Here is a 26,746-nt window from a genome sequence, read left to right on the forward strand (position 1 = left end):
CTCCGACGCGGAGGTCCCGGACAGAAATCAGGCCATGAAAAACCCGGCCTGAACAAAGGTCCGGCCGGGATCGATCTGTCCCCGGCCTGTTTAGCGAATTCTTTAACGTGGCTGCAAGCCGGCCGGCTCAAATGACCACGGAGTGCTGGGAAAGTAGTCCCTTACCCGGCCTGCGTCAAGGCAAGTGGGGCCGTTAACCTAACCGTGACCTTTAGGCCGAGCTTGCGCCATCTGGCCCCATGGGACAGAACGGGGGCTCGCACTTTCTCCCTCTCCCCGCCCTTGCGCGGAGAGGGTTGGGGTGAGGGGCTCTCTCCGCGAACACGGTACCAGACGGATTCGCGGAGGCTCCCCCTCACCCGAAATTCAAGCTGCGCTTGAATTTCGACCTCTCCCCGTAGGCGGGGAGAGGTGAAGAGTCTGCTTGCTGATTGAAGAGAAACGACGGGCCCTAGCATGTCAAAACCGCCTCCGGCGCCGCCTTCGCTGGCCGAGCTGCGCAAAGAGATCGACGCGATCGACGAGCAGGTTCACCGCCTCTTGATGGCGCGTGGCGACATCATCGACCGCCTGATCAGGGTGAAGCAGACCCAGGAAGTCGGCTCCGCATTCCGGCCGGCGCGCGAGGCCTCCATGATGCGCAGCCTGGTCGAGCGCCATCGTGGCATCCTGCCGCTCGACACCATCGAGAGCATCTGGCGCGTCATCATCTCGACGTTCACCTATGTGCAGGCGCCGTTCTCGGTGCATGCCGATGTCTCGGTCGGCGAATCCATGATGCGGGATTCGGCACGCTTCCATTTCGGCTTCGTGGTGCCCTACGTCTCGCATTTCAGCGCGCAGGCGGCGGTCGAAGCGGTGGCGAAATCGAAGGGCGACCTCGCGCTGGTGTCGGCCATTTCCAGCCGCACGCCATGGTGGATCGACCTCGAGGCCGAGGGCGCGCCGAAGATCATCGCGCGATTGCCGTTCCTGGAGCGCGCCGATCATCCCGCGGCGCTGCCCGTGTTCGTGATCTCGCGCGTCGCTGACGATGCGATGGTGACCGAAGTCGAGATGTGGAGCGTGCGCGTTTCCGGCTGGAACGCCGAGATCGCCCGCGCGCTGGCCCCGCTCGCCGAGATCGTCGCGGTGCCGGATACGGCCTTCGACGGCGCGGCGCTTTTGGTATCGGTCGCCGGCCGCGGCTTCGAGGAGATCAAAATGGCCCTGATCCGCGCCGGGGCCTCGGTGCGCTCATCGGCCCTCGTCGGCAGCCACGCAACGCGCTATACGGTGCCCCCCGCCCCTACAATCCGGAGCTAGAGAGTTAGAGATGTCCCGCCCCGTGCCGAATACCGGCATCCTCGATATTGCGCCCTACACCCCCGGCAAGAGCCCGGTGGCGGAACCGGGGCGCAAGGTGTTCAAGCTTTCCGCCAACGAAACGCCCTTCGGTCCCTCGCCGAAGGCGATCGAGGCCTATAAGCACGCCGCCGAACATCTCGAGGACTATCCGGAAGGCACCTCAAAGGTGCTGCGCGAGGCAATCGGCCGCGCCTATGGCCTCGACCCGAGCCGCATCATCTGCGGCGCCGGTTCGGACGAAATCCTCAACCTGCTCGCCCACACCTATCTGTGCGAGGGCTCGGAGGCGATCTCCACCACCCACGGCTTCCTGGTCTATCCGATCGCGACCAAGGCGAACGGCGCCAAGAACGTGGTCGTGCCGGAGACCGACTACACCGCAAGTGTCGATGCGATCCTTGAGGCGGTCACGCCGCGGACCAAGCTGATCTGGCTCGCCAATCCGAACAACCCGACCGGCACCTATCTGCCGTTCGACGAGGTCAAGCGCTTGCGCGCAGGCCTGCCGTCGGACGTGCTCCTGGTGATCGACGCCGCCTATTCGGACTACGTGGTGCGCAACGACTATGGCCTCGGTCTCGAACTGTGTGCGACGACCGAGAACACGGTGATGACCCACACCTTCTCCAAGATCCACGGGCTCGCGGCGCTCCGCGTCGGCTGGATGTTTGGCCCGGCGCATATCGTCGATGCGGTGAACCGGATTCGCGGCCCCTTCAACGTTTCTACTCCGGCGATGCTCGCGGCGGTAGCCGCGGTCGAGGACACCGCGCATGTCGAGATGTCCAGGGTGCACAACGAAAAGTGGCGGAGCTGGGTGACGGACGAGGTCCGCAAGCTCGGGCTGAAGGTGACGCCGAGCGTCGCCAATTTCGTGCTGATCCATTTCCCGACCGAAAAGGGCAAGACCTCGGCCGATGCGGACGCGTTCCTCACCAAGCGCGGACTGGTGCTGCGTGCCGTGAACAATTACGGCCTGCCGCACGCGCTGCGCATGACCATCGGCACCGAGGAGGCCAACCGCCTCGTGGTCGAGGGCCTGCGCGACTTCATGGATCAGAAGTGAACGCCGCGCCGCACTTTCAACGCATCGCGCTGATCGGCTTCGGCCTGATCGGCGGCTCGATCGCGCGCGGCGCGCGGGCGCAGGGGCTGGTCGGCGAGATCGTCACCACCGCGCGCTCGGAAAAGACGCGCGCGCGGGTCGCCGAGCTTGGCATCGTCGACCGCGTGGTGGAGAACAATGCGGAGGCGGTCAAAGACGCCGATCTCGTCATCCTCTGCATTCCCGTCGGCGCCTGCGGACCCGTGGCGGCGGAGATCGCGCCTTACCTGAAGAAGGGCGCCATCGTCTCCGATGTCGGCTCGGTCAAGGGCGCCATCGTCAGGGACATGGGCCCACATATCCCCGATGGTGTGCACTTCGTGCCCGCGCATCCGGTGGCGGGCACCGAGCACTCAGGTCCCGATTCCGGTTTCGCCGAGTTGTTCATCAACCGCTGGTGCATCCTGACGCCGCCCGAGGGCACTGAGGCGGGCGCGATCGGCAGGCTGCGTGACTTCTGGGCCGCGCTCGGCGCCAAGGTCGAGATCATGACGCCCGATCATCATGACCTCGTGCTCGCGATCACCAGCCATCTGCCGCATCTGATCGCCTACACCATCGTCGGCACCGCCGACGAGCTGGCGCAGGTGACGTCGTCGGAAGTGATCAAATTCTCCGCCGGCGGCTTCCGCGATTTCACCCGCATCGCGGCGTCCGATCCGACGATGTGGCGCGACGTGTTCCTGAGCAACAAGGACGCGGTGCTGGAGATGCTCGGCACCTTCAACGAGGATCTCTCCAAACTGACGCGCGCGATCCGCCGCGGCGACGGCGAAGCGCTGTTCGACCACTTCACCCGCACCCGCGCCATCCGCCGCGGCATCGTCGAGATCGGCCAGGATTCGGCTGCGGCGGACTTCGGCCGGCCGCATGCGAATCTGGAGAAGAAATAGCGCGGGATCTTGTAGCCCGGAGGGAGCCAACGGATCGCGCGAACGCGCGCCCGATGACAGGCTCCGCGCAACCCGGGACAGGTCTATCCGCATCGCGAGCAGACCCCGGGTTGCGCTGCGCTTCACCCGGGCTACGTGAGCTAGAACAATGGCGGGATTTGTCCGACCTTGATCGAGCCTAGCAGCACTGCGCCGTCGACGAAGCGCAGCGGGAAGCTGCGCGCCTTCTTGCCTTCGAGCATGGCTTCGCTGCCGAGCGAATTGATGCTGGCGGCAACGCCGACATTGGCGTTCTGCTTCACCATCTTGCCGAGACCAGGGACCGCGCGGTCGAGCGCGCCGAAGAGATTGTTGAGGTCCTGCGTCTTCACGCCGGGCGCGACGCGGTCGAGCGTTGATTGCGGCACGCCCTCCTCCAGCATCTTCTCGATGCCGAGCGCCGGGATCACGCGCTCGAGGCCGGTGACCGTCATCTGCAATTCGCCTTCGATGCGGCCACTCGCGTTGAGGCTCAAGGTGCCCGCGGAGATCGCGATCATCTCGCCCTGCTGGATGCGCGACTGCACGATCTCGACATGGCCGCCGGCGGCCTGGATCTCGCGGAAGCGCTCCGGCCACGGCTTTGGCGTGAAGTCCTTCAAGCCGGAAATCTTGGTACGGATGTCGGCATCGAACGGCGTTGCCAGCACCGGATGCACGTCCTGCAGGCTGCCGCCGCTGATCTGCAGCGCGGTCTCGATCACCGGATTGTCCAGGGAGGAGCCTTCGGCGAGGCGGCCGTGCAACTCGACGTGGCTGGCGCGGCCGAGCGGCGTCTGCACGGAGCCATTGACGCGGTCGATCGCGGGATCGTCGAACACCAGCGAGCCGCGTTGCGGCACCGCCGGCAGGCCCGCCACGCTGGCGCGCCCCGAGCGCCAGTTGACGGCGAGCTGTGGCTGTGCGCCTCGCTCGGCGAGCGTCGCCGGCGCCTTGAATTCGGCGATCACGCGTGTGGGGTCGTAGACCTGCGCCACCACCAGGATCTCGCCGAGCCGCGCGGTGAACGGCGTTTGCGCGCCGGCCGTCTGCGAGATCAAGGTCACGCTGGCGTCCTCGCAGCTGATCTCGAGACGGAAGGGGTAACCCGCGACCGATCGCTTGCCGCAATCATAGACCCGGCCCGCCTTCGCCTCCTGCGCGCGCCAGGCATCGGCCTGCACCCAGACCTGGGACGAGGCATAGAACCAGAACGCGCTCCACGCCACGGCGAGGATCAGGACGAGGACGGGGGCGGCAAAGAGACGCCAACGCGAGCGCCGGTGCGGCGCGGGGGTCATATCAGGCATGCGGCGACCTCTGGCTGTCAATTTTGGCAAATGTAAGCGGCAAATGCCGGCCGGAGGCCGATGAAACCGCTTCGCTTCGCCCCGCGCTTTTGCTAGCCCTTGCGCCGATGTCCGCGCAACTCCTCTCGCCGCCCGAATCAGGTGACAGCGACCTCTGGGTATTCGGTTACGGCTCGCTGATGTGGAAGCCGGGTTTCGACTTCGAGGAACAGGTGCAGGCGCGGCTGATCGGCGAGCATCGCGCGCTCTGCGTGTATTCCTTCGACCATCGCGGCACGCCGGAAAAGCCGGGGCTGGTGCTCGGGCTCGACCGCGGCGGCGCCTGCCGCGGCATCGCGTTCCGCGTCGCGGCGAAGCGGCGCAGCGAGACCATCGCCTATCTGCGCGGCCGCGAGCAGACCACCAACGTCTATCGCGAGGTGCACCGCTCGGTGTGGCTCGAGGACGACCCGCGGTCACGGGTGGCCGCGCTGACTTACGTCGTAGACCGCAGCCATGTGCAGTACGCCGGCCGGCTGACGCTGGCCGACCAGCTCCGCTACGTGCAGCAGGGCCACGGCCGCTCGGGCAACAACCGCGACTATGTGTTGTCGACGGTGCTCGCGATCGAGAAGCAGGGTTTTCGCGATCCGCAGTTGCACAAGCTCGCGACGATGCTGCACGACGCGCATCCCATCGAGCTGCCGCTGCAGGAAGGAACGTAGCTAAAGCGGGATGGCTCTTGTTTCAATCGGCGTGGCAGCGTTTGCCCACCTCTCCCATAGGGAGAGGTCGCGCGAAGCGCGGGTGAGGGGTCGCGGTCCATCGTTAGAGCCGCGGCCCCTCACCCGATTTGCTGCGCAAATCGACCTCTCCCCGACGGGGAGAGGTAAGGCACCTCCGACGTGGCGCCAACTCGACCTGATCTCATCATGCTCTACAGCTTCGCCTTCGCGGTATCGGGCACGGCGCCGAACAATTGCGCCTGCTCGGCGCGCGCGGCCTCGACGATACGGTCGGTGGCGCCCTCGATCGACTCGCGCAGCCGCGTCATGAACTCGTCGCGCCGCAAACCCGCCGGCAGCGGATCAAGGAATTCGACCACCAGCGTCCCAGGATAGCGCATGAAGGTGCGGCGCGGCCAGAACAGGCCGGAGTTGAGCGCGACCGGCAGGCACGGCACGCCGCTCTCGGCATAGATCTGCGCGACGCCAGTCTTGTAGCTCGGCGGCGCGCCGACCGGCCGCCGCGTGCCTTCCGGAAAGATCACGAGCTGGCGGCCGCGCTTCACTTCAGCCGCCGCGCGGCGCAGCGTCTTCACCAGCGAGCGCGGTCCGCCGCCGCGATCGATCGCGATCATGCCCGCCTTGATCAGGAACTGGCCGAACACCGGGATCCAGGTCAGCTCGCGCTTGAGCATGTAGAGCGGGTGGTCGAAGAAGCGCAAAAGCTGGAACGTCTCCCACATCGACTGGTGCTTGGCGGCCACGATCAAGGGCCCTTTCGGAATCTTCTCCACCCCTCGGAATTCGACCCGGATGTTGCAGACGACGCGCATCAGGAACAGCGTCGCGCTCGCCCACCATGCGGCCAGCGTCATCATCGCCCGGCGCGGCAACACGATGGTCGGGATCGCGATGATGCTTAAGCTCACCAGCACGAGATAGAACAGCACGTTGAAGATGAGCGAGCGCACGAAGATCGAAGACATCGAATTCCCGAACACGAGTTGGTCTGGTCAGTTCACCTGCGCGGTCGCGGGCCGGCGCGGCGCCTGCGCGCCGCCGGGTTGATCCAGGAATTCCGGCGTCAGGTCGAGACCGATTCTAGCCAGCCGCACCCGCACCTCCGCCGCGACATATTTGACGTATTCCGATAGCAGGAGGCGCAGCGTTCCGCCACTCATCCACCAGGGTTCGTCGCGCCATTTATCGCCGATCACCACGAACGGGATCAGCTCGACATCCGGCATCGCGTGCGACAGTTCGACGATCGCACGCGGCATGTGGTAGTTCGAGGTGACCACGATCAGCGACTTGAAGCCGCGCTCACGCGCCCAGCGCCGCGTCTCCGCGGCATTGCTCCTGGTATTGACCGCGGAGCGGTCGAGATCGACGCAGCACCTGAGCAGTGCCTGATTGCTCTCGGGCAGCGAGCGGGAAATATCGCTCGCCGCATTGGTCGGGTGAACGCCTGAGATCAGCAGCCGCTTGCCGTAGCCGGCCGCCAGCAATTCCACGGCGTCGGAGATCCGCGAGGAACCGCCGGTCAACACCACGATGCCGTCGGCGTTATGCTCGGGCTGGGTTTCGACGCCGCGCAATTGCGACAGGAACGCGACGAAGCCGAACCCCGCGGAGACGAACAGCACCGCCAGCGGCGCGACGATCAGCGCGCGCAGCCATCCGCGCGGCCGCGCTGGCCGGCGCTCTTGCGATCCGTCGTCGAGTTCAGAGCTCATCGGATAATGGCTGTCCTTCCCCGGACGCAATTTTAGTGCGTTTTCGGGCGAAGTGGAGTCCGGCCGTTCCATCAGTCGACATCATCGAGCGTGGCGAACAGCGTCCGCCGTGAGGCCCAGGCCGTGATCGCGGCGATCAATACCGCCTGCAGCGCCAGCACCAGATAGCCGGACGGCCGCAGCGAGAAAGTGCCGAGCAGGGCTGCGAACTGGTCGCCGACCGGGGTGCCCGAGAACCAGCTTGCGATCGATTCGGAGAAGCCGAAGAACAGCATCGCGACGCCGCCGCCGATCAGCCCGCCCTCGAGGCCCAGCATCAGGAAGTGCCGCAGGAAGCGGTTGGCGATGTAGCTGTCGGAGGCGCCGACGAAATGCAGCACCTCGACGATCGGCCGGTTGGCGGCCATCGCGCCGCGCGTGGCGAAGGAGACCGAGATGATCGTCGCGATGATCACGAGGGCCAGAATGCCGATGCCGGCGAACACGGTGGCGCCGCTCATCGAGCGCATGCGCTCGATCCAGGCGCGATGATCGTCGACGCTGGCGCCGGGGGCGGCCTGCGTGACCCGCGCTCGGAGCGCTGTGAGGTCGGGCGTGCCGCCGGGCTGCACCCGCGCCACGATGACGCGCGGCACCGGCAATTGCTCGATCGACAATCCGCTGCCGAGCCAGGGCTCGAGCAGTTTTGCGGATTCCTGCTTGCTGAACGGGCGGACTTCGACGATCCCACCCTGCGTCCGCATCGCCTCCGCCGCCGCTGATGTGTCGCGATCGAGATCGCGGCCGGGAGCCGGGCGGATCTGGATCGTGATCTCGCTTGCGACCTCCGACTGCCACTCGGCTGCGGATGCGCTGACCAGGAGCACCGTGCCCGTGGTCATCGAGGCGAGGAAGGTCATGATCGCCACGACAGCGACCAGCGCGCGGCCGGAGATCGAGGCGCGCGGCACGATCGGCGACATGTTGCGCGCGTTCGCCGACACCTGCGGGCGTTCATGCCCGAGGTCGACGAGCGGCACATGCTCTCGGCCGATCTTATTCATAGATGTGCAGCCGTCCCTGGTGCAGCACCAATCGCCGCGCCTCGTACTGGTCCATCAGCGTGATGTCGTGGGTCGCGATGATCACGGCGGTGCCGGACTTGTTCAACTCGATGAACAGGCGAAGCAGCCGCCGCCCGAGCGTCGGATCGACGCTGCCGGTCGGCTCATCCGCCAGCAGCAGTTGCGGCCGCGAGATCACCGCGCGCGCGATCGCGGCGCGCTGCTTCTCGCCGCCCGAGAGGATCGGCGGCAGCGCATCCATTCGCTCGCCGAGGCCGACCCATTTCAAGAGATCGATCACCTCGCGCCGGTAGCTGGATTCGTCGCGGCCCATCACGCGGAACGGCAGCGCGACGTTCTCATAGGTCGTCATGTGGTCGAGCAGGCGAAAGTCCTGCAGCACGATGCCGATGCGCTTGCGCAGGTTTGCGATCTGGTCCTTGCTCAGCAGCGAAACATCCTTGCCGAACAGATTCACCAATCCGCGCGTCGGCCGCAGCGACAGGAACAAGAGCCTGAGCAGCGAGGTCTTGCCAGCGCCCGACGGGCCGGTGAGGAACTGGAAGGAATGGGCGGGGACGGCGAAGCTGAGGTCGCGCAGAATCTCCGGGCCCAGTCCGTAACGCAATCCGACATTTTCGAACCGAACCAAGCTCTAGCTCCGCTCGACATTGGGTTGGACGTTGGGTTCAACTGGGGCGGCGGCCGGGAACCTCGAACCTTGGCTCAATCCTCGCGCCCGCTTCCGGCTGGGCCGGCGGGCCGAACAAAGCGTTTGTGCTTCGGTTATGGTTTCCGATTCGTTAACGGTCGCCTTGTAGCATCCCGGCGCATCCATGGTGGGGATTGGGCTCCATGCATATCGTTTGCCCGCATTGTACAACATCCTATGCGATCAAGCTGGAGACGTTAGGTCCGGCCGGGCGTACGGTGCGTTGTTCCCGCTGCAGGGAGGTCTGGCTGGCGCGGCCGGAGGATGCCGTCGACATCACGGCGCCGATGCCGGCGATGGCGGCGGCGAACAGGTCCGCCGCGTCCGATGCCGCCGCGGAATGGGAGGCGATGGCGCGGCAGGAGGAGGACGAGCGCACGCCTGTCGTCGACAGCCCCTCGATCTCGGCCGACTGGCCGGCGGACGATGCAGTCCGGCAGGACTGGCCGTCGGTCGCCCGGGAAGACGCCGAGGCTCACGTAGATGCCGAAGCCAAACCCCGCCGCCGGCTGCCAGGACTGTTCAAGCTGCCCACCCTGCCCCGCATCCGCATGCCCGCAACGAGCCTGCCCACCGCCTGCGCGGCGATGGCGGCGCTGATCGTGGCGCTGGTGGTGTGGCGCGGCGACGTCGTGCGCCTGTTGCCGCAGACCGCGCTGTTCTACCGGCTGGCCGGGCTCGAGGTGAATCTGCGCGGGGTGGCGTTCAAGGACGTCAAAGTCAGTCACGAGACAGTGGACGGCAAGCCGGTGCTGGTGATCGAAGGCATGATCGTCGGCGAGACCCGAAAGCCGGTGGAACTGCCGCGGTTGCGCTTTGCGGTCCGGGACGCGCAGGGCGCAGAGATTTATGCGTGGAACACGGTGCTGGAGCAGCCGGTGCTGAAGCCGGGCGAACGCGCCTTTTTCAAGTCCCGCCTTGCCTCGCCGCCCCCGGAAGGGCGCGACATCGATATCCGCTTCTTCAACAAGTGGGATCTGGCGGCCGGCGGCAAGGCTTAGAATACGAGACGTGTCTTGCGAAGGAGGTTAGCTCGATGCCGCGGGTGTTGATCGCCGACGACGAAGATTCGATGCGCTCGCTGGTGGCGCGCGCCATCGCCATGGACGGCCACGAGACCGTCACCGCGCAGGACGGCGCCGCCGCGCTCGAAATACTGGCGCGGGAACAGGGCGCCTTCGATCTGCTGCTCACGGATATCCAGATGCCTGTCATGGACGGGATTGCACTGGCGCTCGCCAGCGCGCGCGATTTTCCGGAGTTGAAGATCCTGTTGATGACCGGCTTTGCCGATCAGCGCGAGCGCGCCTCCGGCCTCAATGCGATCGTGCACGACGTGGTGACCAAGCCGTTCTCGGTCGCCGATATCCGCACGGCGGTGGCGGATGCGCTGTCCGCGCGGAAGGTGGCGTAGAGTTACGCTCTCCGTCATACCCGCGCAGGCGGGGGTATCCAGTAAAGAGCAGTCTCTCGATTGAACTCGGACGTCGCTGGAATACTGGATCGTCCGCCTTCGCGGACGATGACGACGGAGCGGGAGACTCCGAATTAGTAATCCTTCAACAACCGCTCGATGTAGTCGAGTTCGAGCTGCGGCCGCGACGGGTCGGCGAGGCGGCGGCGGAGTTCTTCCAGGATTCGCCGCACGCGCTGCACGTCGATCTCGCCGGGGATCTTGACGGTGTAGTCGTCGCCGAACTCGCGGCCGTGCAAGGGGCGCCCGAGCGGATCGGTCTGGTTGCCGCCGCTCTGCTGCCGGCCGACGCGGTTGCCGGGGCCGTCGCCCGCCTGCTCGCCCTCACCCTGCTGCATCGCCTCGGCGAGGCTCTGCGCGCCCTTGCGCAGCGCATCCAGCGCGCGGCCCTGCGAGTCCACCGCACCATCGGCATTGCCTTCGCCAAGCCGGCCGCTGGCATCGCCCATCGCGGAATCGGCCTGATCGAGCCCGTCCTCGCCGTCGCCCTGATCGCCCTCCTGGCCGCCCTGACCTTGCTGACCTTGCTGGCCCTGCTGTCCTTGTTGGCCGCGCTGGCCCTTCTCGCCACGCTGGCCGGGACCCATGCCGCGCTTGGCGAGCTCTTCCTGCAACTTCTGCAGCCGGTCGCGCAGCGCCTGCTGATCCTGCTGCAGGTCGCCCATGGACTGATCGCCCTGCTTGCCGCGCATGCGGTCGCGCCGCGAATCCTGGCCCTGCTTGAAGGTCTTGTCGCGCAACTGCTGCTGCTTGCGGATCATGTCGCCGAGTTCGTTCAGCGCCTGCTCCATGTCGTTGTCGCCGCTCTGGCCGGGCTGCGCCATCTGCAGGTTCTCCAGCATCTGCTGGAGCTGATCGAGCAACTGCCTTGCCGCGTCCTTATCGCCGGAACGCGACAGCCGCTCCATGCGGTCGAGCATGTTCTTCAGGTCCTGCTGGCTCAGGACCTTGGCGTTGGGATCGAGCGGGCGCGCCAATTGCTGCGGGTTGTTGCGGAACTGCTCGGCGAGCTGGCGCATGAAATTGTCCAGCGCCGCGCGCAGATTGTCGGTGAGCTTCTTGATCTCCTCGTCGCTCGCGCCACGCTCCAGCGCCTGTTTCAAAGCGTCCTGCGCCGCGCGCAGCGCCTTGTCGACGTCGGTGATGTTGCCGTCCTCGATGGTGACGGCAAGCGCCCACAGGCTGGCGACGACCTCGCGCAGCGCGTTGTCGGTATGGGCGGCCTCGAGCTGCCGCGCCACGCTGTGCAGGCCGAGATAGGTGCCGGCCTCGGGCGTGAACATTTCCGGCGCGATCAACAGCGCGTCCAGCGCGGCGTAGACATCGGCGTTCTTGTTGGCGTTGAGCGCGAGAATGCGGCGCTGCTCAATCAGTGCCCGCGCCAGCGGTTTCGTGAACAACCGCTCCGGCAGGCGCATGTTGAACGGTTCGCTCTTGGCCTCATTGCCGGCCTCGTCCTTTGCCGTCAGCGTCAGCGTCACATCCGCGCCGGCATAGGGGTCTTCGCTCAAATCCTTGACGGTCTGGCCGACGCCATTGCGGGTGCGCGCGTTCGGCAGCACGAGCGGGAATTGCGGCGGCTCGAACAGCGGCCGCACCTCTGCCGTCCTGGTTCCGGCATTCCCGGGGTCCTTCGGCGCATCGCCCGGACGCGCGACGAACTGCGCGCGCGCTTCGGTGATGCCGTAATCGTCCTCGAGCCGGTAGGACAATTGCAGCGAGCCGCGCGCCTGGCGCTCGGGATCCTTGGCCAGGGCGATCGACGGCGGACGGTCAGGCGTTGCGGTAAAACGCCACAGCGGCTGGCCGGCCGGCGCGCGGACATGCGCGGTGCCGTCGCCAGCAATCTTGAAATGCCGCTCGTTGGTGCCCTTCGGCGCCTCGCCGCTCGGGGCAACCTCGGTCACGCCGCCGCCGACCACGACGTCGATATTGCCGCCGCTGGAACGCACGAGCAGCGTGCTGCCGGCGGGAACCGCTAATGGCCCGCTCTCGGCGGCAGCCGCTTCCCGGTTCGCCGACGACAGGATGATCGGCGGCTTGCCGGTATAGTTCGGCGGCGTCACCCAGGCATCGACCCGGATATTGGTCGGCGCGAGCACGCCATTCCAATCGAAGGCGGAGGCGAAACGGAGAGAACGCTCATCGCCTGCGGCGATATAGGTGCCGACCAGCATCACGATCACCAGCGCCCGCAGGGCCCAGGGATCATGGATCGGAAGCCGCGGCGACGGCAGGCCGGCACGAATGCGCTTGAGCGAGGCCAGCGTGCGCTCGCGCTGTGCCTGCCACAGCGCCTGCGAGACCGGGTCCTGGCTCGTGAGCGTGTCGCTCAGCGCGGTCGCCGGGCGATGGCGGATGCCGGTGCCGCGATCGAGCCGGCTCAAGCCCTCCTCGCGCGTCGGCCAGTGGAAGCGGACCAGCGGAAGCAGCGCGGAGAGCGCCAGCAGCGCGAACAGGCCCACACCGGCGAGGCGCACCGCAAGCGGCAGCGCCAGCCAGAGTCCCGCCCAGGAGACGACCAGGAACAATCCGATGACGGTCAGAAACCGGGCCAGATGCGGCCATACGCGCTCCCACGCGATCGCGTATTGTGCCCGCTGCAGGGCTTCGTTCAATTTTAGCCGCGCGACGGCGTTATGCTCGCGCGCGGGTTCAGTGGGGTCGCCGCTCAATAAAATCTCCGGGTTGCCCGACACGTCATCTTACCACAAGGGCGGCAATGAGGCACCCGTTCCGTTCCGGCAACCCACACGTGGAATTACGCATAACACGAAGGCGTGACTGCGCGTGAGCGACCCCGTAACGTCGCCGCCACAACCCCAGATCATGATCCGAAATCGGGCCATGATCTCATTTTTGTTCGGGCATGGAAAACCGGTTTCCATCTTTCCGGATCATGCTCTCTGAACTGCATGAGGAAACGTTATGGACCAAAAGACGCACGACAAAGGCCTGGAAATCCGCAAGGCCGTGCTCGGCGAGGCCTATGTCTCCAACGCGCTCAAGAACGTCGACAGCTTCAACAAGCCGTTCCAGGACCTGCTCAACGAATATTGCTGGGGCTCGGTATGGGGCCGCGAGGAATTGCCGCGCAAGACCCGCAGCATGCTCAACATCGCGATGATCTCGATCCTGAACCGACCGCACGAATTGCGCGCGCACCTGAAGGGCGCGCTGACCAACGGCGTCACCCGCGAAGACATCCGCGAGATCCTGATGCAGGTCGCGATCTATGGCGGCATGCCCGCCGCCGTCGACAGCTTTCGTATCGCGCGCGAAGTATTCGCCGAGATCGATAAGGGCTGACGTAGTCAGCTCCTCATGGTGAGGAGGCGCTCTTGCGCCGTCTCGAACCATGAGGCCCCGTCTGTGGCCTCATCCTTCGAGACGCGCGCGTTGCGCGCTCCTCAGGATGAGGAGCATCTCCAGAAATCCGGAGCAAAATCACCATGGAAATTGGATTCATCGGCCTCGGGAACATGGGTTTTCCGATGGCGCGCCGGCTGGTCGAGGCCGGGCATCAACTTACCGTGTTCGATACGCGCAAGGAGGCCGTCGAGCGGCTGACCGCGCGCGGCGCGCTAGCCGCGTCCTCGCCGAAGGCGATCGCCGACCGGGTCGAGACCGTGATGGCGAGCCTGCCCTCGCTGCAGGCCTCGCTCGAGGTCGCGACCGGTGCCGGCGGCGTGATCGAGGGCGAGCGCGTCAAGCGCTTCGTCGATCTCTCGACCGTCGGCTCGCAGATGGCGGTACGCATCCATGACCTGTTGGCGAAGCGCAACATCGTGCAGATCGACAGCCCCGTCAGCGGCGGCGTCGGCGGCGCCGAGAAGGGAACGCTTGCAGTGATGGTCTCCGGTCCGCGCGCGGACTACGAGGTGCTGAAACCGGCGCTCGACGTGATCGGCAAGGTGTTCTTCATCGGCGAGAAGCCGGGCTCGGGGCAGACGATGAAGCTCGCCAACAATTTCCTGTCGGCGACTGCGATGGTTGCGACCTCGGAAGCGGTGGTGATGGGCGTGAAGTCCGGGCTCGATCCGGCCGTGATGATCGATGTCATCAATGCGGGTTCTGGCATGAATACGGCGAGCCGCGACAAGTTTCCGCGCTCGGTGCTGCCGCGCACGTTCGATTTCGGCTTCGCCACCGGCTTGATGGTGAAGGATGTGCGGCTGTGCCTGGACGAGATGAAGTCGCTCGGCCTGTCGATGGAAGTCGCCGAGGCCGTCGGCCGCCTCTGGGAAACCGTGATCCGCGAGACGGGACCGGACTCCGATTTCACCTCCGCGATCAAGCCGGTCGAGAAAGCGGCGGGTGTCGTGGTCGGCGGGACAAAGGGCAGTCACGCAGCGAAGTGAGCCGTGAAGTGAGATGTGGTCCCGGGGCTAGCTGTCGTCCCGGGCTTGCCCCGGCACCCATAACCACAGGGCGTTTGTCGTGGCGCGAGCAAGCGGTTGCAGCGGAGCACACCACAAACACCTGTGGTTATGGGTCCCCGCTTTCGCGGGGACGACAGCGGTGCGGGACGACACCGAACAAGGTGATGCTCGAGCCAAAATAAAGACCGCCTTGCGGCGGTCTTTACGACTTCCATGAAGATGTTTTGTGTCGGTCGTTTTTGTGGCGCCTATCGCGCAAGCGCTATTTTGAGTTGCGACGGCGCCTGACGTACCAATAGACGCCTGCGGCGACGAGGAAGGGAAGGCCAGCGCCAGCGGCCGGGCCCGGCGCGCCACGATACGTTCCCTGGCCGACATAGGTGTAGACCTGGTCGGGAGGGAAGAACAGCGTGGCCGTGAAGTACACACCGGCGGGCACAGCCGCCGCCATCAAGAGGAAAATCGCGAGAACCCAGCCTGGCAATGACATTGTTACACCCCGCTCAGCCGCATTTGATAATATTAATCTCACTCGAATTTAAATACCTGTCAATGAAGATTTAATATTTAAATGGCAGGCATGCGAAAATGACGCAGGCATCTGGGGCAGAAAGTGAAAATACTACGCCCTCTCCGAGACTTATCAGTCACACCGACAAGCAGCGGGCACTGCTCCGCGGCTGTGAGATGGTGTGATCACCGTTCTGTTAAGGCAAAGCTGCGCAGACGCGCCGTCAGAGCCCAAAACGGCTCCCCCAAGCCTCCGCACTGCACCGGGAATTCGTCCGGGAGGCCCGATTATTGAAAACTTCCGCTGTCGCGCGGATTTTCAATCGTTAAGCTGAATTATAAAGCTGTTAAATCGCGACGGGAATTTAAATGAATTAATTCCCGATCGCCACTCACAGCCACGGGGCGGGCTTGTCCATCGCGATCAGCGCCTCGACGTCGACGCGCGGGCGCACGATGGCATACTGATCGTCCTTGACCAGCACTTCCGGCACCAGGGGCCTGGTGTTGTAGCTGCCGGACTGCACCGCGCCATAGGCGCCGGCGGTCATGATCGCCAGGAGATCGCCGGGCTTGGGCTCGGGCAGCGAACGGTCGAGCGCGAGATAGTCGCCGCTTTCGCAGACCGGGCCGACCACGTCGGCAACCATCATCGGCGCGTCTTTCTTGGCCTGCCGCACCGGCAGGATGTCGTGATGCGCTTCGTACAGCGTCGGCCGGATCAGGTCGTTCATCGCGGCATCGATGATGACGAAGTTCTTGGCATCGCCATGCTTCACATAGATCACGCGGGTGAGGAGGATGCCGGCATTGCCGACGATCATCCGCCCCGGCTCGAACATCAGCGTGCAGCCAAGGTTATGCGTCACGCGCCTCACCATCGCGGCATAGGCGTCGGGTGCCGGCGGCGCCTCGCGGTCCATGTAATAGGGAATGCCAAGGCCGCCGCCGAAATCGATATGCGAGATGTTGTGGCCGTCGGCGCGCAAGGTCTGGACGAATTCGGCGAGGATCCGGAACGCCGTCTCCATCTTGCTGAGATCGGTGATCTGGCTGCCGATATGCATGTCGGCCCCGCGCACCTCGATGCCCGGCAGCTTCGCCGCGCGGGCATAGACGTCTCTCGCACGGGAGATCGGGATGCCGAACTTGTTCTCGGACTTGCCGGTCGAGATCTTGGCATGCGTCCCGGCATCGACGTCAGGATTGACGCGCACCGAAATGCGCGCGGTCTTGCCCATCTCGGCCGCAAGCCGCGACAGCAGTTCAAGCTCAGGCTCGGATTCGATATTGATGCAGAGGATGTCGGCGGAAAGCGCGGCGCGCAGCTCGGCCTCGGTCTTGCCGACGCCGGAGAAGACGATCTTCGAGGGCGGGATGCCCGCGGCAAGGGCTCGCTTCAATTCGCCGCCCGAGACCACGTCGGCGCCGGCGCCAAGCTTTGCCAAGGTGCGCAGGACCGACTGGTTGGAATTCGCCTTCATCGCGTAGCAGACGAGCACCTTCTCGCCGGCGAAGGCTTCGGTGAACACCCGGTAATGGCGCTCCAAGGTCGCGGTCGAATAGCAATAGAATGGCGTGCCCACGGTCTCGGCAAGCCTGGACAGGTCAACGGCTTCGGCGTGCAGCACGCCGTCGCGATAGTCGAAATGATTCATGGCGCGCTCAGTCGAGAAGCGGGTCGAGGACGAAGGATCGCTGACGACCCTTGGCCGCAGCCGGCGGCGCATCCGTTCCGTAGTTCGGATTGAACAGGCTGGGCTGGGCTGCCCGCTGGGTCTCGGTATCTTGCGGCGCGGCCGGCGTCTGCGCCGAGCTCGCGGTCGGCGGCAGGTCGAGCGGTCCCTTGCGTCCGCAGCCGCCGAGCGTCAGCGCGGCAACGCCGACAAGGATGAGAGCCCATCCCGACCGGGTCAGGCGGTGGTTACTGGTCACGACGAAATCCCCAATGCGGGCCGCACCATACAAACATTGATTTGCTCTGGCGAGCCCCCGGATAACCATGAGATTGCAGCGAAATTTGTCGTTCAGCCCAATTTTCGCTCTTTTTCCAGCCGCTTCGCCCAGGCCCTCGCCTGGGAAAGCACGTTCTTCGGCGCGGTGCCGCCGTAACTGATGCGGCTTTTCACCGATGATTCGACCGAGAGCACCTTCAGCGCGTCGGCAGTGATCTTCGGCTCGACCTCCTGCATCGCCTTCAGCGGCAGTTCGTGCAGGGCGACGGCCTGCTGCGAAGCCAGCGCCACGATGCGGCCGGTGACGTGATGGGCCTCGCGGAACGGCATTTTCAGGGTCCGCACCAGCCAGTCGGCGAGGTCGGTGGCGGTGGCATAGCCCTCGCCGGCCGCGGCTTTCATCCGCCCCTCGTCGGGAACGAGGTCTTCGACCATGCCGGTCATGGCGCGGATCGCGAGCGAGAGCGCGACAAAGGCCTCCATCGCGCCCTGCTTGTCCTCCTGCATGTCCTTTTGATAGGCGAGCGGCAGGCCCTTCATCACGATCAGGAGCGCGGTGAGCGCGCCGATCACGCGGCCGGTCTTGGCGCGCACCAGTTCCGCCGCATCCGGGTTGCGCTTCTGCGGCATGATGGAGGAGCCGGTGGTGAACTTGTCGCTGAGGCGGACCAGGCCGACCAGCGGCGAGGTCCAGACCACGATCTCTTCCGCAAAACGCGACAGGTGCACAGCCGTGATCGCGGCAGCCGACAGGGTTTCCAAAACGAAATCGCGGTCGGAGACGGCGTCGAGCGAATTGGCCATCGGGCGGTCGAAGTCGAGCGCTTTTGCCGTCGCGGCCCGGTCGATCGGAAACGAGGTGCCGGCGAGCGCCGCGGCGCCGAGCGGCGATTCGTTCAGCCGCTTGCGAGCATCAGCGAAGCGGCCGCGGTCGCGCGCCGCCATCTCGACATAGGCGAGAAGATGATGCCCGAAGGTAACAGGCTGGGCCGTCTGCAGGTGGGTGAAGCCCGGCATGACCGTTCCGGCATGTTCTAGCGCGCGCTCGACCAGCGCGTTCTGGAACGCGGCCAGCGCCGCATCGGTCTCATCTATCGTGTCGCGGACATAGAGGCGGAAGTCGGTCGCGACCTGGTCGTTGCGGGAGCGCGCGGTGTGCAGCCGGCCGGCGGCCGGGCCGATCAATTCCGACAGCCGGCTCTCGACGTTCATATGGATATCTTCGAGCGCGCGCTTGAAATCGAACGATCCCTTGTCGATTTCTGACAAAATCGTGTCTAGACCTTTGCCGATATTTTTCGCATCAGACGCGGTGATGATGCCTTGCGCGGCGAGCATCGCGGCGTGGGCCTTGGACGCGGCAATGTCCTGGGCATAAAGGTGACGATCGACGTCGATGGAGACGTTGATTTCCTCCATGATCGCGTCGGGACGTTCGGAGAACCGCCCGCCCCACATCTTGTTGCTCATGATTGCTCGCTCACGACTTCTTAGAACTTCAGGCCCAGCCCTTGATCGCCCGACCGTCAAAACCGAACCGGCCACCGGCGCGGGCCCTGCTTAGCCATATCTGACGCGGAATGACAAACGATATGCCCGAAACTCCCCCGTCCCGTGGCGCCACGCGCCGGATCCCGCTCGTGATCGGCGCGGTGCTGGTCGGCGCGCTGATCGGCTATGCCGGCGTCTCCGGATTTGGCGGGCTGATGGGCCGCGGCCCGGCCGGCGATCCGGTCTGCAGCAGCGCGGTCGATCTGGCGAAGAGGCTCGGCCCGCTGGCACACGGCGAGCTCGCCGCGCTGACGATGGCGACGAAGCCCTTGCGGATCCCGGACCTCGCCTTCGAGGACGCCGAGGGCAAGCCGAGGAAGCTGTCGGACTGGCGCGGCAAGACCGTGCTGGTGAACCTCTGGGCCACCTGGTGCGTACCCTGCCGCAAGGAGATGCCGGCGCTGGACGCGCTGCAGGCCAAGCTCGGCGGCAAGGATTTCGAGGTGGTGGCGATCAACATCGACACCCGCGACTTCGACAAGCCTAAGAATTTCCTGAAAGACGCCAATCTGACCCGGCTCGGCTATTTCAGTGACGTGAAAGCCAAGGTTTTCCAGGATCTTAAGAGCATAGGCAAGGCGCTTGGGATGCCCACCTCGATGCTCATCGACGGCAACGGCTGCGAGATCGCGACCATTGCGGGTCCGGCCGAATGGGCCAGCGATGACGCCGTGAAGCTGATCACGGCCGCCGTGCAGCCGGCCGCGGCAGGGATTTAGGCAACGACGTTCAGATTACCGCCGACGCCCGGCGCCAGATTGGCCGTGGACGGGGCACCCAAGAGCGTCTGGACCGCGGATTTCTCAGCATCCGCATTGGATTTGATGATCGAGGTCTGAATCTGCGACTGCAGGCCGCCGGCCTGCATGGCCAGAATGCCCGAGACCATGCTCATCATATCCATACGCGGTACTCCCCAATTCGGGCGCACCATAGGCGGCGGGGGTTAATGAAAGCTGGATTGAGGATGGATTGCCGGGTCAAGCCCGGCAATGACGACAAGTTAGCGCGTCGGGACCGGCTTCTCGCCGCGATAGTCGTAGAAGCCGCGCTGGGTCTTGCGGCCGAGCCAGCCGGCCTCGACATATTTCACCAAGAGCGGGCACGGCCGGTATTTTGAATCGGCGAGCCCCTCATGCAGCACCTGCATGATCGACAGACAGGTGTCCAGTCCGATGAAATCGGCCAGTTCCAGCGGGCCCATCGGATGGTGGGCACCGAGCTTCATCGCCGCGTCGATGGCCTCGACGTTCCCGACGCCCTCATAGAGCGTGTAGATCGCCTCGTTGATCATCGGCAGCAGGATGCGGTTGACAATGAAGGCCGGAAAATCCTCCGATACCGCGACCTGCTTGCCGAGCTTGCCGACGAACGTCTTGGCAGCGTCGAAGGTGGCATCATCAGTGGCGATGCCGCGGATCAGCTCGACCAACTCCATCAGCGGCACCGGATTCATGAAATGAATACCGATGAAACGCTCGGGGCGGTCGGTGGAGGCGGCGAGCCGCGTGATCGAGATCGAGGAGGAGTTGGAGGCGACGATCGCCTCCGGCTTCAGGACCGCGCAGAGATCGTGGAAGATCTTGCGCTTGGTCTCTTCCTTCTCGACCGCGGTCTCGATCACAAGATCGCAATCCGCCAGTTCGTCGAGGCTGTCAGTCGCGACGATCCGGGACAGCGCCTGCTTGCGCTGCTCCTCGGTGATGGACTTCTTGGCCACCTGGCGCGACAGATTGCCGTTGATGGTTGCGAGCGCCGATTTCACGCGATCGGCGGAAATGTCGTTGAGCAGCACATCGAAGCCCGCAAGCGCCGCCACATGGGCAATGCCGTTACCCATCTGGCCCGAGCCGATTACGCCGACCTTCTTGATTGCGACCGTCATGTTGTCACCACCGGGACAGCGCGTCCATCGCGCCTCGCCCAAGTCCCCTACTACGTCCCCAATATCCGACAAGTCTTACGTTTGCGCATGATCTTTTTCGTAAACCGGCGCCCACTTAGCGCCGACGCGGCGCTCCGGGTACGGATCATGCTACGGGCGAAAGGTACCTGCTTCGCCGAAAAACGCCATTCAAAAACAAGAACACCGGCCGGGGCCGTACCATCCGGCCGGTGTTCTCTTTGCTTATTTTCCGAGCTTGCCGAGCGCTTCGGTCAGCTCCGGAACTGCCTGGTAGAGGTCGGCGACCAGGCCGTAATCGGCGACCTGGAAGATCGGCGCGTCCTCGTCCTTGTTGATCGCGACGATCACCTTGGAATCCTTCATGCCAGCCAGATGCTGGATCGCGCCGGAGATGCCGACCGCGACATAAAGTTCCGGCGCCACCACCTTGCCGGTCTGGCCAACCTGCCAGTCGTTCGGGGCATAGCCGGCGTCGACCGCAGCGCGCGAGGCGCCGACACCGGCACCGAGCTTATCGGCCAGCGGTTCGATGTACTTGGCGAAATTTTCCCGGCTCTGCATGGCGCGGCCACCGGAAACGATGATCTTGGCCGAGGTCAGCTCCGGACGATCGCTCTTGGCGACCTCCTCGCCGAGGAAGCTGGAGAGACCGGGATCGGCCGCAGCCGCCACGGACTCGACCGAGGCGCTGCCGCCCTCGCCCGCCGCGGCGAAGGTTGAGGTGCGGACCGTGATCACCTTCTTGGCGTCCTTGGACTTCACTGTCTGGATCGCGTTACCGGCGTAGATCGGACGCTCGAAGGTATCAGGCGCGACCACCTTGATGATCTCGGAGACCTGCATGACGTCGAGCAGGGCCGCGACGCGCGGCATCACGTTCTTGAAGCGCGAGGTCGCGGGCGCAACGATCGCGTCATAGGACGGCGCCAGCGAGACGATCAGCGCGGCAAGCGGCTCGGCGAGATCGTGCGCATAGGCCTCGCCTTCGGCCACCAGCACCTTCTTGACGCCGGCGAGCTTCGCCGCCGCTTCGGCCGCAGCCTTGGTGCCCGCCCCGCCGCCGGCGACCAGCACATGCACGTCGCCGCCCAACTGGGTCGCCGCGGTCAGCGCCTTGTTGGTGACGTCCTTCAGCTTCTCGTGTTCGTGTTCGGCAATCAGCAATGTCGTCATTTAGAGAACCCCGGCTTCGGTCTTGAGCTTCGACACCAGTTCGGCGACGTCCTTGACCTTGACGCCCGCCTTGCGGCCTGCCGGTTCCGAAGTCTTGAGGATTTCGAGATGCGGTGTGAGATCGACGCCGTAATCGGCGGCGTTCTTCTCGTCGATCGGCTTCTTCTTCGCCTTCATGATGTTGGGCAACGAAGCATAGCGCGGCTCGTTGAGGCGAAGGTCGGTGGTGACGATCGCCGGGCCCTTCAGCTTCACGGTCTGCAGGCCGCCGTCGACCTCGCGCGTGACCTTGAAGTCAGAACCTTCGACATCGAGCTTGGAGGCGAACGTCGCCTGCGACCAGCCGAGCAGCGCGGCCAGCATCTGGCCGGTCTGGTTGCTATCGTCGTCGATCGCCTGCTTGCCGAGGATGACGAGGCCGGGCTTCTCAGCCTCGACCACCGACTTCAGGAGCTTGGCGACTGCGAGCGGCTCCACCGTGCCCTCGGCCTTGACCAGGATGCCGCGGTCGGCGCCCATCGCAAGGCCGGTGCGGATGGTCTCGGAGGCTTGCGCCGGGCCGATCGACACCACCACAACCTCGGTCGCCTTGCCGGCTTCCTTCAGCCGCAACGCTTCCTCGACCGCGATCTCGTCGAACGGGTTCATCGACATCTTGACGTTGGCGAGCTCCACGCCCGATCCATCGCTCTTGACGCGGACCTTGACGTTGTAGTCGACGACCCGCTTTACCGGCACAAGAACCTTCATCGATCCTCTTTCGCTTTGAAATTAGGGGGTTGATTGGCTTGGGCGCGGAACCTAAAGGTCCCGCTATCGGCGGTCAACGCGCGAAAGCCAAAAATCGGCCCCGTGGATCTCAGACCCATTCTAGCGGTTCTGGCCCGGCACCCACAACACATCACCGGCACCCTTGTCGTTCTGGAAACGGCTGGCGACAAACAGGAAATCCGACAGGCGGTTCATATATTGGATGCCAGCCTCGCTGACTGGCTCATCCGGCTTGGCCGCAAGTTCCACCATCATCCGTTCCGCCCGGCGGCAAATCGTACGGGCGAGGTGCAGATAGGCTGCCGCCGGGGTACCGCCGGGAAGTACGAACGAGGTTAACGGCGCCAGCTCGGCATTGAGCGTATCGATGTTGCGCTCGAGCCGCTCGACCTGGCTCGCCAGCATCCGCAAACGCTCCGCCTTGCCCTCGCGCTGGGGCACCGCGAGGTCGGCGCCAAGATCGAATAGGTCGTTCTGGATCAGGCCGAGCATGCGGTCGAGCGCGGGATTATCCGCAAGATGAAGCCGCACCACGCCGATCGCGGCATTGGTCTCGTCCACCGTGCCGTAGGCGCTGACGCGCAGATCATATTTCGGCCGCCGCTCGCCGCTTCCGAGCGCCGTCGTACCGTCGTCGCCGGTGCGCGTATAGATCTTGTTGAGCACGACCATGTTCCAGCTCCGGTATTTGCGACCACCTCTTCCTTTTGGAGAGGTAAGAACTAGCGCCCCATCGCCCAGACCGCGAGCATCGCGATTACGATGGCGACGAATTGCAGCAAGACGCGCAGCCGCATCAATTTCTGCGAGGTGTTCGGGGAGCCGCCGCGCATCATGTTGGCGAGACCGAGCAACAGGACCACCCCGACGGCGCCGACCGCGATCGGGAGAATGAACGTACTTAAGAAGGATGCCATCTACGCTACATAACACCGCGATATCTGAAGCGCCACATAGGGCAAGTGCAACGATCTGGCGTTTGGCGCGATTATATCGGAAGCTGGTGTGCGGCCTCGGCTGGCCGGATCAGGGTGGGAAGTGAAGCAGGTTCGCTACGTCTACCACGTCGTGATGGATGCGTTCTACACGTTCCTCGCCGACGACGGCTGGGCGATTGCGAGCCATATCGCGCTGTCGACCCTGATGGCGCTATTCCCGTTCCTGATCGTGCTGACCTCCCTCGCCGGCTTTTTCGGCTCCAAGGAACTGGCCGACCAGGCTGCGAGCCTGCTGCTGCAGACCTGGCCCAAACAAGTCGCCGACACGCTGTCCAGCCAGGTCCACGACGTCCTGACGACCACGCGCGGTGACATCCTCACCGTCGGCGCGGCGCTCGCGGTCTATTTCGCCTCCAATGGCGTCGAGGCGCTGCGGGTGGCGTTGAACCGCGCCTACGCCGTCCCCGAGCGGCGCCGCTGGTACTGGCTCCGGCTTGAATCGATCGGCTACACCCTGATCGCCGCCGTCACCTCGCTCGCGATGGCGTTCCTGATCGTGCTCGGTCCGTTGATACTCGAGACGGCACGGCACTACATTCCGTTCTTCGTCGAGAGCAACGAGCGCATCCTCAACATTGCACGCTACGGCATCACGATCACCGCGTTGACCGTTGCGCTGTTCATCCTGCATGCCTGGCTGCCGGCGGGGCGCCGCAATTTCCTGCAGATCCTGCCCGGCATCATCTTCACCATGGTGGCCTCGCTGATATCAGGCATCGTGTTCGGCCAGTACCTGGCGCGCTTCGCTAAGAACTATGTCACGATGTATGCGGGGCTCGCGTCGGTGATCATCGCTTTGGTGTTCCTGTATTTCATCGCCGCGATCTTCGTCTATGGCGGCGAATTGAATGCGGCGATCATCAAGTCGCGCCTGCGGAAGGGCGTATCGCTTCAAGCAGCGCAGTCGCTAAAGCACGCGGACTCACAGGCTTGACCAGGAACGCGTCGGCGCCGGCCGCCCGCGATGCCGCCTCGTCCTCGCTGCGGCCGGAAATCCCGATGATCGGAATGCGGCCAAGCGGCGACTGAAGCGCGCGGATACGCCTGATCGCCTCCACCCCATCGATGCCGGGCAGCACCATATCCATCAGCACGGCGTCGAAGGCGCCCTGCTGAAGCCGCTCCGGCGCCGCTTCTCCATCGCCGATGAACTCCGCCTGATGGCCGAGCTCGGTGAGGATGGTGTTGAGCACGACGCGGCCGAACGGATTGTCCTCGACGCTGAGCAGCCGGAGCGCGCGCGGCGACCCGGCCGGGACGTCGCTCCCGGCATCGCCGTTGGATGCGGCCGGTTCGCCGGCGGACGCCAGCACGATCGTCAGCGTAAAGGTGGTGCCCCCGCCCCGCCGCTGCCTGGCGACGATGTCGCCGCCCATCGCCCGCGCAAGCTGCTTGACCGAGGATAGGCCGAGGCCTGCGCCGCCGAAGCGCGAGGCGACCCGGACATTGGCCTGCGAGAACGGACGGAACAGGCGCTTGATCTCGGCGAGCGAAAGCCCGATGCCGCTGTCGGAGACCGCGAAGGCGACCCCGACCTTGCCTTTCGCGGCGCGCGTCGGCGTAACCTCGAACGCGACTGTTCCCCGCTCGGTGAATTTGACCGCGTTGTCGATCAGGTTCTCCAGCGCCGCACGCAGCCGAATGGGATCGCCGACGGCGAAGGCGGGCAGCTTTTCGGAGATATCGACCGAGGGCTGCAGGCCCTTGGCCGCCGCCCGCCCGGCGAGTGAATTCCCGGCGTTGCGGGCAAGCGTGCCCAGGTCGAAAAAATCCTGCCGGATCTCAAGGCCGGGGCCACGGCTTCGCGCGGCATCGACGAACAGGGTGGCAAGGCTGGCCAGATGCTCGGCGCCGGCCTGGATGGTATCGACCCAGCGCCGCTCGCGCTCGTCGAGGTCGGAGGTCGCAAGCAGGTTGCTGATCGCGAGAATACCGGTAAGCGGGGTGCGCACCTCATGCGCGAAAGCCGCCAGCGCAGTCTCGACCACGCCGGGGCCCGCCTTGGCAGGCGCGCGTCCGCGGCGTGCCTTTGCCGCCTTCAAGACACGCTTCCGCGACGGCGTCTTCTTGGGATGCCGAATGGTGCGCCCAACGCGCGATCTTGCCGCCATGATTCCCGTGAACCCTGCCCCGGCCGGCAGAATGGCATGCGAGGGTGGTGGGTGTCACGGAGACCTTTTTGGCGACGGCGCCATTACGCGAAGTGGGCTGAGGCCGTTTGGTTGAGCTCGATCTGGCCGCGAGGACCACCTCTCCCCATCGGGGAGAGGTGAAGCACCTAGGGTAACCCCACCAGACGGCGGATATCAGCGGGCGTCGCACCGCCGGCGCGCAGTTCCCGCAAGGCGGTTGCCTTGGTCGACTTCGACAGCTTCTGTCCGACCGAATCGCGGATCAGCCGGTGGTGCCGGTAGGCCGGCGAAGCGATGCCGAGCAGCGCCTGCAGCAGCCGGTGCACGCTGGTGGACCAGAACAGGTCCTGCCCCCTGATAACGTCAGTCACCCCTTGCAGGGCGTCGTCGATCACGACCGAGAGGTGATAGCTGGTTGGCGTCTCCTTGCGCGCTAGGATGACGTCACCCCACGCCTCCGGCCGGGCGATGACGGTTCCGTGCTCGCCGGCAGGTCCCGCCCCCTGTTCGGCCCAGCTCAGATCTTTCACCCGCGCGCGAGCCGCCGCCATGTTCAACCGCAGCGCGTAAGGCGCCCCCGACTGGATCAGCCGCCGCCGCTCCGGCGCCGGCAGCGATCGCGCGGCGCCCGGATAAAGCGGCGCGCCATCCGGATCGCGCGGCCATGGTCCCGCCGCCTCGCGCTCGGCGACCAGGCGCGCGATCTCAGCGCGGCTTTCAAAGCTCGGATAGAGCAGGCCCTCGGCGGTCAATCGCTCGACCGCCTCGCGATAAGCGTCAAGATGCTCCGACTGCCGCCGCACCGGCGTCTCCCAGGCGATGCCGAGCCAGGCGAGGTCCTCGTAGATCGCAATCTCGAACTCCGCCCGGCAGCGCGTCGGATCGATGTCCTCGATCCGCAGCAGGAAGCGTCCCCCGGCCTCGCGCGCGAGGTCAAAATTCAACAACGCCGAAAAAGCGTGGCCGAGATGGAGATAACCGTTCGGGCTCGGCGCGAATCGGAAAACGGGTGGCGACATTGTATTG

Annotated in this window: 28 protein-coding genes and 1 riboswitch; of the genes, 10 read left to right on the forward strand and 18 right to left on the reverse strand. The window is 65.1% G+C overall.

Annotated elements, in window-relative coordinates; genetic code table 11:
• Positions 1-69: 69 nt before the first annotated feature.
• Positions 70-149, reverse strand: a riboswitch (SAM riboswitch).
• Between the two features lie 307 nt (positions 150-456).
• From AC5ZGW_RS11465 to AC5ZGW_RS11475, 3 genes are read left to right on the forward strand one after another with little or no spacing between them, the layout of a single operon-like run.
• Positions 457-1,305: a chorismate mutase gene (locus tag AC5ZGW_RS11465; RefSeq protein ID WP_130229629.1), complete on the forward strand. Its 849-nt coding sequence runs from the start codon at positions 457-459 to the stop codon at positions 1,303-1,305.
• A 10-nt stretch (positions 1,306-1,315) separates the two neighbouring features.
• Positions 1,316-2,413 (forward strand): histidinol-phosphate transaminase, encoded by a 1,098-nt coding sequence (hisC, locus tag AC5ZGW_RS11470; RefSeq protein ID WP_130229628.1) that lies wholly within the window; start codon positions 1,316-1,318, stop codon positions 2,411-2,413.
• Positions 2,410-3,345: a prephenate/arogenate dehydrogenase family protein gene (locus AC5ZGW_RS11475; protein WP_130229627.1), complete on the forward strand. Its 936-nt coding sequence runs from the start codon at positions 2,410-2,412 to the stop codon at positions 3,343-3,345. The genes hisC and AC5ZGW_RS11475 overlap by 4 nt, the downstream gene beginning before the upstream one ends.
• A 140-nt stretch (positions 3,346-3,485) precedes the next feature.
• On the opposite strand, the gene AC5ZGW_RS11480 is transcribed toward AC5ZGW_RS11475, so the two are convergent.
• A complete protein-coding gene (locus tag AC5ZGW_RS11480; protein WP_130229626.1) occupies positions 3,486-4,673 on the reverse strand; it encodes a DUF2125 domain-containing protein in 1,188 nt (395 codons plus the stop codon).
• 107 nt (positions 4,674-4,780) lie between these two features.
• On the opposite strand from AC5ZGW_RS11480, the gene AC5ZGW_RS11485 reads away from it, so the two are divergent.
• On the forward strand, positions 4,781-5,377 hold the full coding sequence (locus AC5ZGW_RS11485; RefSeq protein WP_028163760.1) for a gamma-glutamylcyclotransferase: 597 nt from the start codon (positions 4,781-4,783) through the stop codon (positions 5,375-5,377).
• A gap of 212 nt (positions 5,378-5,589) precedes the next feature.
• Here the strand turns inward: AC5ZGW_RS11485 and AC5ZGW_RS11490 are convergent, their stop codons facing one another.
• The 4 genes from AC5ZGW_RS11490 to ftsE all read right to left on the reverse strand — a co-directional run bounded on the left by AC5ZGW_RS11490 (position 5,590) and on the right by ftsE (position 8,808).
• On the reverse strand, positions 5,590-6,363 hold the full coding sequence (locus AC5ZGW_RS11490; RefSeq protein ID WP_130229346.1) for a lysophospholipid acyltransferase family protein: 774 nt from the start codon (positions 6,361-6,363) through the stop codon (positions 5,590-5,592).
• Between the two features lie 27 nt (positions 6,364-6,390).
• Entirely contained in the window at positions 6,391-7,113 is a 723-nt protein-coding gene (locus tag AC5ZGW_RS11495; RefSeq protein ID WP_130229347.1) for a YdcF family protein, read from the reverse strand.
• Between the two features lie 71 nt (positions 7,114-7,184).
• Positions 7,185-8,156, reverse strand: coding sequence for a cell division protein FtsX (locus tag AC5ZGW_RS11500; RefSeq protein WP_130229348.1), 972 nt, complete (start codon positions 8,154-8,156; stop codon positions 7,185-7,187).
• The gene (ftsE, locus tag AC5ZGW_RS11505; RefSeq protein ID WP_130229349.1) at positions 8,149-8,808 is read right to left on the reverse strand and encodes a cell division ATP-binding protein FtsE; all 660 of its coding nucleotides are present in this window, start codon (positions 8,806-8,808) and stop codon (positions 8,149-8,151) included. The genes AC5ZGW_RS11500 and ftsE overlap by 8 nt, the downstream gene beginning before the upstream one ends.
• Before the next feature lie 203 nt (positions 8,809-9,011).
• Here ftsE and AC5ZGW_RS11510 point away from each other — a divergent pair, with 203 nt between their 5' ends.
• Complete coding sequence (locus AC5ZGW_RS11510) at positions 9,012-9,869, forward strand: MJ0042-type zinc finger domain-containing protein (protein WP_130229350.1); 858 nt, start codon at positions 9,012-9,014, stop codon at positions 9,867-9,869.
• Positions 9,870-9,904: 35 nt separating this feature from the next.
• Positions 9,905-10,282 (forward strand): response regulator, encoded by a 378-nt coding sequence (locus AC5ZGW_RS11515; protein ID WP_028163766.1) that lies wholly within the window; start codon positions 9,905-9,907, stop codon positions 10,280-10,282.
• A 134-nt stretch (positions 10,283-10,416) separates the two neighbouring features.
• Here AC5ZGW_RS11515 and AC5ZGW_RS11520 read toward each other — a convergent pair whose 3' ends face one another.
• A complete protein-coding gene (locus AC5ZGW_RS11520) occupies positions 10,417-13,017 on the reverse strand; it encodes a TIGR02302 family protein (protein WP_130229351.1) in 2,601 nt (866 codons plus the stop codon).
• Between the two features lie 253 nt (positions 13,018-13,270).
• Between AC5ZGW_RS11520 and AC5ZGW_RS11525 the strand changes: the two genes are divergently transcribed.
• Complete coding sequence (locus AC5ZGW_RS11525; protein WP_130229352.1) at positions 13,271-13,651, forward strand: carboxymuconolactone decarboxylase family protein; 381 nt, start codon at positions 13,271-13,273, stop codon at positions 13,649-13,651.
• A gap of 143 nt (positions 13,652-13,794) precedes the next feature.
• Complete coding sequence (locus AC5ZGW_RS11530; RefSeq protein WP_130229353.1) at positions 13,795-14,703, forward strand: NAD(P)-dependent oxidoreductase; 909 nt, start codon at positions 13,795-13,797, stop codon at positions 14,701-14,703.
• Between the two features lie 283 nt (positions 14,704-14,986).
• Here AC5ZGW_RS11530 and AC5ZGW_RS11535 read toward each other — a convergent pair whose 3' ends face one another.
• The 4 genes from AC5ZGW_RS11535 to argH all read right to left on the reverse strand — a co-directional run bounded on the left by AC5ZGW_RS11535 (position 14,987) and on the right by argH (position 18,659).
• Positions 14,987-15,214, reverse strand: coding sequence for a hypothetical protein (locus AC5ZGW_RS11535; protein ID WP_028163770.1), 228 nt, complete (start codon positions 15,212-15,214; stop codon positions 14,987-14,989).
• A gap of 412 nt (positions 15,215-15,626) precedes the next feature.
• The gene (lysA, locus tag AC5ZGW_RS11540) at positions 15,627-16,892 is read right to left on the reverse strand and encodes a diaminopimelate decarboxylase (protein ID WP_130229354.1); all 1,266 of its coding nucleotides are present in this window, start codon (positions 16,890-16,892) and stop codon (positions 15,627-15,629) included.
• Positions 16,893-16,899: 7 nt separating this feature from the next.
• The gene (lptM, locus tag AC5ZGW_RS11545; RefSeq protein WP_028163772.1) at positions 16,900-17,169 is read right to left on the reverse strand and encodes an LPS translocon maturation chaperone LptM; all 270 of its coding nucleotides are present in this window, start codon (positions 17,167-17,169) and stop codon (positions 16,900-16,902) included.
• A 92-nt stretch (positions 17,170-17,261) separates the two neighbouring features.
• Positions 17,262-18,659, reverse strand: a complete 1,398-nt coding sequence (gene argH, locus AC5ZGW_RS11550) for an argininosuccinate lyase (RefSeq protein WP_130229356.1) — start codon at positions 18,657-18,659, stop codon at positions 17,262-17,264.
• A gap of 122 nt (positions 18,660-18,781) precedes the next feature.
• Between argH and tlpA the strand changes: the two genes are divergently transcribed.
• On the forward strand, positions 18,782-19,459 hold the full coding sequence (tlpA, locus tag AC5ZGW_RS11555) for a thiol:disulfide interchange protein TlpA (protein WP_130229357.1): 678 nt from the start codon (positions 18,782-18,784) through the stop codon (positions 19,457-19,459).
• On the opposite strand, the gene AC5ZGW_RS11560 is transcribed toward tlpA, so the two are convergent.
• The 6 genes from AC5ZGW_RS11560 to AC5ZGW_RS11585 form a co-directional block, all read right to left on the reverse strand.
• Positions 19,456-19,644 carry a putative motility protein gene (locus tag AC5ZGW_RS11560; protein ID WP_028163775.1) on the reverse strand — a complete coding sequence of 63 codons (189 nt, stop codon included), beginning with the start codon at positions 19,642-19,644 and terminating at the stop codon, positions 19,456-19,458. The two genes, tlpA and AC5ZGW_RS11560, sit on opposite strands and share 4 nt — an antisense overlap.
• A 99-nt stretch (positions 19,645-19,743) precedes the next feature.
• Positions 19,744-20,625 carry a 3-hydroxybutyryl-CoA dehydrogenase gene (locus AC5ZGW_RS11565; RefSeq protein ID WP_028163776.1) on the reverse strand — a complete coding sequence of 294 codons (882 nt, stop codon included), beginning with the start codon at positions 20,623-20,625 and terminating at the stop codon, positions 19,744-19,746.
• 243 nt (positions 20,626-20,868) lie between these two features.
• Positions 20,869-21,819, reverse strand: a complete 951-nt coding sequence (locus AC5ZGW_RS11570; RefSeq protein ID WP_130229358.1) for an electron transfer flavoprotein subunit alpha/FixB family protein — start codon at positions 21,817-21,819, stop codon at positions 20,869-20,871.
• Positions 21,820-22,569, reverse strand: a complete 750-nt coding sequence (locus tag AC5ZGW_RS11575) for an electron transfer flavoprotein subunit beta/FixA family protein (RefSeq protein ID WP_130229359.1) — start codon at positions 22,567-22,569, stop codon at positions 21,820-21,822.
• A gap of 120 nt (positions 22,570-22,689) precedes the next feature.
• Positions 22,690-23,262 (reverse strand): cob(I)yrinic acid a,c-diamide adenosyltransferase, encoded by a 573-nt coding sequence (locus AC5ZGW_RS11580; protein ID WP_130229360.1) that lies wholly within the window; start codon positions 23,260-23,262, stop codon positions 22,690-22,692.
• Between the two features lie 50 nt (positions 23,263-23,312).
• On the reverse strand, positions 23,313-23,507 hold the full coding sequence (locus AC5ZGW_RS11585) for a twin transmembrane helix small protein (protein ID WP_035690040.1): 195 nt from the start codon (positions 23,505-23,507) through the stop codon (positions 23,313-23,315).
• 121 nt (positions 23,508-23,628) lie between these two features.
• Here AC5ZGW_RS11585 and AC5ZGW_RS11590 point away from each other — a divergent pair, with 121 nt between their 5' ends.
• Complete coding sequence (locus AC5ZGW_RS11590; protein WP_130229361.1) at positions 23,629-24,522, forward strand: YihY/virulence factor BrkB family protein; 894 nt, start codon at positions 23,629-23,631, stop codon at positions 24,520-24,522.
• Here AC5ZGW_RS11590 and AC5ZGW_RS11595 read toward each other — a convergent pair.
• Positions 24,449-25,699 carry an ATP-binding protein gene (locus AC5ZGW_RS11595; protein WP_456640898.1) on the reverse strand — a complete coding sequence of 417 codons (1,251 nt, stop codon included), beginning with the start codon at positions 25,697-25,699 and terminating at the stop codon, positions 24,449-24,451. The genes AC5ZGW_RS11590 and AC5ZGW_RS11595 overlap by 74 nt on opposite strands.
• Before the next feature lie 167 nt (positions 25,700-25,866).
• Positions 25,867-26,739 carry a tRNA glutamyl-Q(34) synthetase GluQRS gene (gene gluQRS, locus AC5ZGW_RS11600; protein WP_130229752.1) on the reverse strand — a complete coding sequence of 291 codons (873 nt, stop codon included), beginning with the start codon at positions 26,737-26,739 and terminating at the stop codon, positions 25,867-25,869.
• Positions 26,740-26,746 lie beyond the last annotated feature (7 nt).

The sequence above is a fragment of the Bradyrhizobium sp. Crot121 genome (assembly GCF_059512385.1).